The organism is Holdemanella hominis (assembly GCF_014306155.1).
GTDB lineage: Bacteria > Bacillota_I > Bacilli_A > Erysipelotrichales > Erysipelotrichaceae > Holdemanella > Holdemanella hominis.
Genome location: NZ_JACRWH010000072.1, coordinates 1 through 7,889, shown reverse-complemented (window position 1 = coordinate 7,889; position 7,889 = coordinate 1). Strand labels below are relative to the sequence as shown.

The following is a 7,889-nucleotide window of genomic DNA, read 5'->3' as shown; positions in this document are numbered from 1 at the left end:
GAAGTGGATGTAATTAAAGTAGATCCAAAGAATACAAGTAAGATTGGAAAAGAAAAGTATACCAAGATCAAAGGATTGAGTGTACATTATTGTGCAGCCTATGTGATCAATCGAAGAGGTATGGGATTTGTGGATTAAATAAGATAAATAATCAGAACCAGAAGTTTATGATATCTTACTGGAAGATAGGTACATAGATCATGGATGAAATTCTGAAGTATTTATAAACAGAGCATACAATAAAAACTCCATCGATAAAGACTGAATGTATCGGGATACCGAATGATTCAGAAAGATGGAGTAGATATTGAAATGTTACCGGACGACTGGAAACGAACCGGGCACGCCATTTAGACGTGTGACTTTTTCGCAGAAAAAGTTTTTTCTCGTACTTTTTTTATTATATGTTATAATCATAAGTAATAGGATGATTAGAAAGCTGAGTAGATGTATGGAAAAAGAATTTTACGAAGAATTTGAAGATATGGAAGCCGGTATTGACCAAAAACAGGCTCTTGTCGAAGAATCAAAAAAAGTTGATGAAATTGAAGATTTCAACGAAGCTGTTCGCTTTGTGAATGATTTAAAGAAAAAATGGAGAAAGACTGGATTTGGGGAGTCTTTGGCAGAAGAAAAGTTAAGAGAAGAATTTGAGGCAAATGTTGAAAAGGTTTATGAGAAGCAAAAGGCATTGTCTCAAAAGGTTGTAGAGGCTAAGGAAGCTTTGATTAAGGAAGCTGAAAAAACTTCTTTATCAGATGATTTTAAGAAGGCTACTGAAAAAATGACTTCTTTAATGGATGAATGGAAAACTTCAGGAAATGCCGGAAAGAAAACGGATGATGAATTGTGGGAACGTTTCAATGCAGCTCGTCAGAAGTTCTATGATCGTAAACATGCAAACTGGGAAAATAGAGCGGTTCAGTTTGAAAATGCCAAAAAGGTAAAAGAAGATTTAATTGAAAAAGCTAAGTCTTTACAGGATTCAGAAGAATGGCAAAAAACAAGTGCTAAATATAAAGAATTGATGGATGCATGGAAAGCAGCAGGAAATGCAGGTCGTGAATTTGATGATGATTTATGGAATGCGTTTAATGAGGCTCGCCAAAAATTCTATGCGAAACGTAATGAATTCTATGAAAAATTGCATGTTGAACATGCTGAAAAATATGCTGAAAAACAAGCTTTAGTTAAGGAAGCTAAATCAATTGCTGGTTTACAGGAATATACTCGTGAACAAACGGCAATGATGAAAGAATTGTCTAACAAATGGAAATCAATTGGTTTCTGTGGAAAAGATAAAGAAGACGAAATCTGGAATGAGTTCAGAGGAGTTATGGATGAATACTTTGCGGGTTTAAAATCGGCTAGTGAAAAGCGTCGTGCTAACTGGCGTGAACACATGTCAGAAATTATTTCTCGTAAAGAAGTACAAATCGCAAACCAAAAACGTCAAATCAAACGTCTTCAGGATGATATGACTGGTTTGGTAAGTGAAGCTACAGTAGCTGACTTACAGGATCAGGTAGAAGATAAAGAAGATTTTATCAAACAACTTGAACAAGAAATCGAAGATATTGAAAAGAAATTAGCAGAGTAGTTGATCTACTCTCTTTTTCTTGGGGTTTATTATATGAATTTTCATGAATGTATGAAGCTGTTTTATCCAGAGACAAAAATAATATTATATAATCAAAAAAATGAAGTTGTATTAGAAGGCCAAGTAAAGGACATTCGTAAAGAGTGTGAAAAATACCATAATGTAGAGGTAACCTTTGTATCGGGTAGAGCGGATACAACGGGACTTAAAATCTGGCTAGATATGTAAAAGGAAGAAAGTATAGTGCTTTCTTCCTTTTCATTTCTAGTATTTCATATTGCTTTTAATCACATCGTGATCTTTTAATAGTTTTTCAATTACAGTACCCTTGATTGCCTTAAGAATTGGTTTTTTGAATACGTTTAAAGGGCCAAGGTTGATTTCAAGTGGCGATTTACCATCCATTAATTTAACGCTTGAATCTAATAATTCACGTACATCATATACGCTGCCCCAAACTTCTGGAACACCACGATCAACACCCAATAGTCCATATACAGCTTCCATTGCGGTACGTACTGAATATTCAGTTGTAAAGACTGTGTCTCTTGGTGTGTCGGCAAATTGTCCTAAGAAGGCGAAGTTTACACATCCGTCAGGAATTACGTCTGGACGATCACCTTTTGTACGTGGCATGAAGAAGGCAGTGATGTATGGCATCATTGTAGGTACGCATCGTGCTGAATTTGTAGCTAATTCTTCAATTTGATCCGTTGGAACACCCAAGTGATATAGCCATTCTTCTGTAATTTCTTTACCAGTACATTCTCTCATTGGCTTTTTAATGTAGTCACCATCAACATCTGTGAATAGTCCATATACCCAAACGCATACTTTGTTTGGATCTTGGTTCTTGAATTGTCCTTGACGATTGATTGTCCAGCTCATTAACCAGCTTGAATCTCTACAAGTGACAATACCTCCAGTAACTGTTTTTCCGCTGCGAGGATCACGTTTACAAATATTTGTGATATAAGGAATAATCTTATCATCTAATGTTGTGACTGTGGCAGATTCCCAGTTTGTCTTTGAAATGTCTGAACAGAATTTTTCTGGATGACCAAAGCTTGGATCTTGTTTTGCGATGTTTTTCCATAAGCTCCAGCATCCACTTGTTCTTACTTCAGCATCTCCATTAGGCGCATGGTCTTGATCTCCGTAGATTGTTCCTTCTGTACAGCTTCCGTTTGTCACGAATACTAAATCGTTTTCAGTTAATACAATGCCGGTTTCGGTTCCGTTGACTTTGCATTCGATTGTCTTCGCAATTTTTTTGTCACCTACAAATTCAAACTCAACATTTGTGACTTCTGTATTGAATTGGAAGTCTACGCCATGAGCTTCTAGATATTTTTGCATAGGAAGAATCAATGATTCATATTGGTTGTATCTTGTGAATTTTAAGGCGCTGAAATCAGGAAGTCCTGAAATGTGGTGAATGAATCTTTGGAAGTATAATTTCATTTCTAATGCAGAGTGCCAGTTTTCAAACGCAAACATACTTCTCCAATACATCCAGAATGTTGAATCGAATACTTCTTCATCAAATACATCTTCAATTGTCTTATCATATAAGTCTTCGTCTGGTGTCATGAATAATTTTGCGATTTCCATAGCCCCCTTTGTACTTAAGTCAAACTTACCATCTGTATGAGCATCTTTTCCTTGGTTGATTGTGGCACGACACAATGAGTAGTTAGGATCATGTTTATTTAACCAATAGTATTCGTCTAGAACGCTAGCCCCTTCAATTTCTAAGGAAGGAATGCTTCTGAATAAATCCCATAAACATTCGAAGTGGTTTTCCATTTCACGTCCACCTCTCATGACATATCCACGAGTGGGATCATAGATTCCATCACATGCACCTCCAGCAATATCCATTGCTTCTAATACGTGGATGTTTTTTCCTGGCATTTGTCCATCACGAACTAAGAAGCAAGCAGCCGCTAGTGCAGCAAGTCCACTACCTACGATATATGCATTCTTATTATCGACGCCAGCTGGCTTTTCTGGGCGGGCAAATGCTTCATAGTTTCCATTAGTGTAGTAAATACCTTTAGAGTTCTTTTCGTATTTTCCTCTTTCTGTATTACGATATTCACTTGTAGATGTCTTTTCTTCTTTCTTTTTATCGTTCACTTTTTTGGCGGTAAATAAAGCAGCACCTGTAGCTGCAGCAGTAAGGCCTGCAATGCCTAATTTTACAGTATTCTTTGACATATACATGTCCTCCTTTTTCTTTATGGCTACATAATAGTGAGAATCAAAATAAAAAACCATAAACAAAAAAAGCAAGATGATAATTTTTTTATCATTTTGCTTCATTTGTAAAGTTTGAAATGGAATTTGCGATAGAACCATGCAAAGTGTTGGCCATATTATAGACGATTTCATTATAATCTTCATTCATGCCTTTGCCAATCCAGTCGAGCATAATGCCTACAAAGCTATATTTATAGAAATCGGCAATGAATTGGATTTGTTCTTCTGAAATGTTGGTGCCTTGAGACTTTTCTCTAACAACCCCTAAAATAAGGTCGTGTACGGTTGTGAACAAAAATCTTTCGATACTGTCTTGTGTTGTAGCGTGATACACATTCAATATGAATGGCTTATTTTGAAGAACAGCTTCAAAAATGGATGTGAGACCTTCTTGCCAAGTGTCGTAGGTCTTATTTCCTTTTAGTGCATTTGTGGCATCATAAATACAAGACCATTCGACAAGGTCATAAATATCTTTAAAGTGATAGTAGAAAGACATTCTTGAAATACCAACATCGTCCGTTAGATCTTTGATGGTAATCTTATCCAATGGTTTCTTTAATAAGAATCTTTTTAGGGATTGCTCTAGAGCAAGTTTAGTTAGGTTTGACATACAAAAATAATAATAAAAAAAGGGTCTCCCGTCAATTCTTAGGAGACCATGAACATTAAATTCTGAGTGGCTGTAACAAACAGAATTTTGCCTTGCCCTAGCTGTAATAGGGCCCTTTGAATATTGTAGATGTGCTTCTCTCAGGCACACTTATACTATAATTTTATCATTCGTTAATTTAATCAAAACATTTTGTGAAATTTTGGGAAGTGATATAATACAAGAGTGAGGTATGGAAACTATGTATATATCAGTAGATGAATCGCAAATGAGTGTGTTTTTCTTGGATTGTTTTCGCTTTTGTATGAATGATACAGAATATAATGTTTTTCTAAATAAACGAGATTTAGATGTATATGAATATGAAATATGGAAAAGAGATAATCGAGAAATGTCTTTGGTCACAATAGTGAGTTTGTCGTTAGATGAATTTAAAGAATACTATTATGGGGATGAAAGAACGACAAATTGCAGAATAATTGATAGTGTGATTGTTCCTTTAATTGAAAAAATGAGATAATAAAATACGCTTTATTTATCGTGTAATGTGATAGATGAGGCGTTTTTGTTTACAGAAAAATACTTTACGAATAAACTGTTTGGGTTTATACTTTTTAATAGATAAATAACTTTCACAACTAAAAAGAACAAAAAATAATAAGGGGCATAAAACTAAGGAGATTTATTTATATGCAAAAGAGAACTACGAATTATTCATTCCAGAAGTTTGGGGATGTATTCTATTCTGTAAATCATAATGCAGGGCATTTGATTGATTATGTTGAAAACGATTTTAAAATCACAAATAAAACGTTTGATTCATTTTATTATTCTAGCGATCCAGTATATTTGGATACGCGTAGTGGAATTATCATGTTAGTGGTGAGTAAAGATGGTAAAAAGTTTGAGGAATATGTGATTCACCGTGTTGTTCGTTTAAAACCAGATATTTATTTTAATTATGTTTCTATCTCAAAAGAGAGTGTGCTTCAAATTCATTATTCAAGTCATGGAATGAATCAGAAGATGATGGAGACTCCATATTCGTATCAGCCTTTGGTTTCAAAGATGAATTTAAAAGAGATCTTTACATGTTTTTACCAGGTTCGTAAATCGAATTATACATTTCCTGGTGAGTCACATGATTATTATGAATTGACATATATTGATCATGGTACTTTGGATACGACGGTAGATGGTCATAGTTACAGATTGTCTAAATATGATTTGATTTTATATTATCCGGGACAGTTCCATACACAAAGTACAGATAGTCAGAGTACTTGTTCATATCTGACGATTACGTTTGATATGGATAATAAGTTGCCTGGCGATTTAAAGAATCGTGTTTTTCATACGCGAAAAGATATTTATCAAGTGTTGTCTGAATTTATGAAATCCATTCAGTCCGATGGTCATTTGAATTCAGAACTCGTACTATTGTATTTAAAACAGATTCTAATTCTTTTATATCAATTTGATGATGAGGTAGAGGAATCGATTTCTATAACGGCGAATCCGATGCAAGAGCATTATGAGAGTACGTTGTTGAATGAAATTTTGGTTTTTATCAATAATAATGTATATAAACAGTTTACGGTGGAAGATTTGTGTACGAAGTTCTCAATTTCGAGGTCGAGTCTACAGAATTTGTTTAAGTCAAATATTCATATTACGCCAAAACAATATATTTCCAACGTGAAATTGAATCAGGCTAAAATCATGATTCATGAGCATAATCAGACGATTTCAGAAATATCTGATATTTTAGGATTTACTTCCATTCACTACTTTTCTAGAAAGTTTAAATTGCAGTATGGGATTTCTCCAACGGATTATGCCAAGAGCATTTCTCAATAAGTCCAGAAATGGGCTTTTTTTCTTGCGCTAATAGTGTATGATATGTACATGAAAAAGAATCAAATGTTAATGACGTCTGGAACGATTTGGAAACAAATGCTTCTGTTTGCGTTTCCTGTGTTTCTAGGCAATCTATTTCAACAACTTTATAATACCGCGGACTCCTTGATTGTAGGAAACTACTTGGGAAGTTCAAGCCTTGCGGCCGTTACTTCTTGTGGGGAATTGATCTTTTTGTTGACTAGTTTGCTTCAAGGAATATCCGTAGGTGCAGGAGTGGTCATTGCACGCTACTTTGGTGCGAATGATAAAGAAAGAATGCAGAATGCGATTCATACACTTATGGCGTTTGGATTGATTTTTGGGATTGGCTTAACCGTTTTTGGATACTTGTAGGCACCTGTATTGTTAGGGTGGATGTCAACACCAAAAAATGTGATTCATTTATCCACTGTATATCTACAAATTTATTTTTTAGGGTCTTTAGGAATGATTCTATACAATTCTTGTGTAGGTATTATGCAGTCAGTAGGAGATAGCAAACATCCATTATATTTCTTGATTGTATCAAGTTGTGTAAATGTTGTATTGGACATCATATTTGTAGCAGGACTTCATATGAATGTAGAAGGGGCTGCTTTGGCTACGATTCTATCACAGTTTTTAAGTGCTGCTCTTTGTTTGTATCTATTGATTCGGACAAATGAAAGTCATCAGGTACATCTTTCTGAGATTCGTATACATGCTGATGTAGGTAAGGAAATATTGGAAATGGGGATTCCAACGGGAATTCAGAATAGTTTAATTTCAATATCAAATGTCGTTGTACAATCGAATATCAATTCGTTTGGATCCTTGGCTATGGCTGGTATTGGTACCTATACAAAAATTGAGGGTTTTGCGTTTTTGCCAATCACAAGTTTTATGATGGCTTTAACTACGTTTGTTTCTCAAAATAGAGGAGCCAAAGAATATAAAAGGGCTAGAAAAGGAGCTCATTTTGGACTGGTTTGTTCCGTCAGCTTGGCTGAAACCATAGGGTTATTGATTGCACTGTTTGCTACTCCATTAATGCGTTTATTTGTTGACGATCCAAAAGTAATACAATATGGTGTAGAACGAGCTCATTATGCGACGATTCTATTCTTTTTATTAGCATATAGCCATGGTGTGTCGGCTGTACTTCGTGGAGTAGGAAAGTCTGTGATTCCAATGGTTGTTATGCTTGTATGTTGGTGTCTTGTGCGAGTCACCTTATTAACAATGTTGAACATGCTATTCCATAACATTGTATTTGTATATTTGGTTTATCCATTTACTTGGTCTTTATCAAGTATTGTATTTTTCTTATATTATCGAAAAATTAATTGGAAAGAATAACAAAGAAACCATTCTAGTGTTGGTGTCTAGAATGGTTCCTTTTTGTTTATTATTTTTTTAGGAGAGAGATATGAATATTGGTTTATTTCTATATTCATTGCCTTATCTTTAAGGCACTTATAGAATAACATTCCATGTTGTCATAAATTTAGTATAACTTTGGTAAATGTT

The 7,889-nt window shown here is 34.7% G+C and carries 6 protein-coding genes and 1 pseudogene; 5 read left to right on the top strand and 2 right to left on the bottom strand.

What is annotated here, in order from left to right:
• Nucleotides 1-451: 451 nt before the first annotated feature.
• Together H8911_RS11255 and H8911_RS11250 are read left to right on the top strand one after the other, a co-directional pair.
• Nucleotides 452-1,600, top strand: a complete 1,149-nt coding sequence (locus H8911_RS11255; protein WP_186999720.1) for a DUF349 domain-containing protein — start codon at nt 452-454, stop codon at nt 1,598-1,600.
• Between the two features lie 33 nt (nt 1,601-1,633).
• Nucleotides 1,634-1,828 (top strand): hypothetical protein, encoded by a 195-nt coding sequence (locus H8911_RS11250; protein ID WP_147487099.1) that lies wholly within the window; start codon nt 1,634-1,636, stop codon nt 1,826-1,828.
• 36 nt (nt 1,829-1,864) lie between these two features.
• Here the strand turns inward: H8911_RS11250 and H8911_RS11245 are convergent, their stop codons facing one another.
• Nucleotides 1,865-3,823, bottom strand: coding sequence for an oleate hydratase (locus tag H8911_RS11245; RefSeq protein WP_186999719.1), 1,959 nt, complete (start codon nt 3,821-3,823; stop codon nt 1,865-1,867).
• A gap of 91 nt (nt 3,824-3,914) precedes the next feature.
• Complete coding sequence (locus H8911_RS11240; RefSeq protein ID WP_186999718.1) at nt 3,915-4,478, bottom strand: TetR/AcrR family transcriptional regulator; 564 nt, start codon at nt 4,476-4,478, stop codon at nt 3,915-3,917.
• A gap of 241 nt (nt 4,479-4,719) precedes the next feature.
• On the opposite strand from H8911_RS11240, the gene H8911_RS11235 reads away from it, so the two are divergent.
• From H8911_RS11235 to H8911_RS11225, 3 genes and pseudogenes are all read left to right on the top strand, one after another.
• Nucleotides 4,720-4,998 carry a hypothetical protein gene (locus H8911_RS11235; RefSeq protein WP_186999717.1) on the top strand — a complete coding sequence of 93 codons (279 nt, stop codon included), beginning with the start codon at nt 4,720-4,722 and terminating at the stop codon, nt 4,996-4,998.
• 170 nt (nt 4,999-5,168) lie between these two features.
• Nucleotides 5,169-6,338 (top strand): AraC family transcriptional regulator, encoded by a 1,170-nt coding sequence (locus tag H8911_RS11230; protein ID WP_186999716.1) that lies wholly within the window; start codon nt 5,169-5,171, stop codon nt 6,336-6,338.
• A gap of 33 nt (nt 6,339-6,371) precedes the next feature.
• Nucleotides 6,372-7,718: pseudogene (locus H8911_RS11225) on the top strand (MATE family efflux transporter).
• Nucleotides 7,719-7,889: the final 171 nt, after the last annotated feature.

What these genes read in the sequence shown, in the direction of transcription:
- H8911_RS11255 (WP_186999720.1), top strand. Translation starts at nt 452, where the DNA reads ATGGAAAAAGAATTTTACGAAGAATTTGAAGATATGGAAGCCGGTATT.
- H8911_RS11250 (WP_147487099.1), top strand. Translation starts at nt 1,634, where the DNA reads ATGAATTTTCATGAATGTATGAAGCTGTTTTATCCAGAGACAAAAATA.
- H8911_RS11245 (WP_186999719.1), bottom strand. Translation starts at nt 3,823, where the DNA reads ATGTCAAAGAATACTGTAAAATTAGGCATTGCAGGCCTTACTGCTGCA.
- H8911_RS11240 (WP_186999718.1), bottom strand. Translation starts at nt 4,478, where the DNA reads ATGTCAAACCTAACTAAACTTGCTCTAGAGCAATCCCTAAAAAGATTC.
- H8911_RS11235 (WP_186999717.1), top strand. Translation starts at nt 4,720, where the DNA reads ATGTATATATCAGTAGATGAATCGCAAATGAGTGTGTTTTTCTTGGAT.
- H8911_RS11230 (WP_186999716.1), top strand. Translation starts at nt 5,169, where the DNA reads ATGCAAAAGAGAACTACGAATTATTCATTCCAGAAGTTTGGGGATGTA.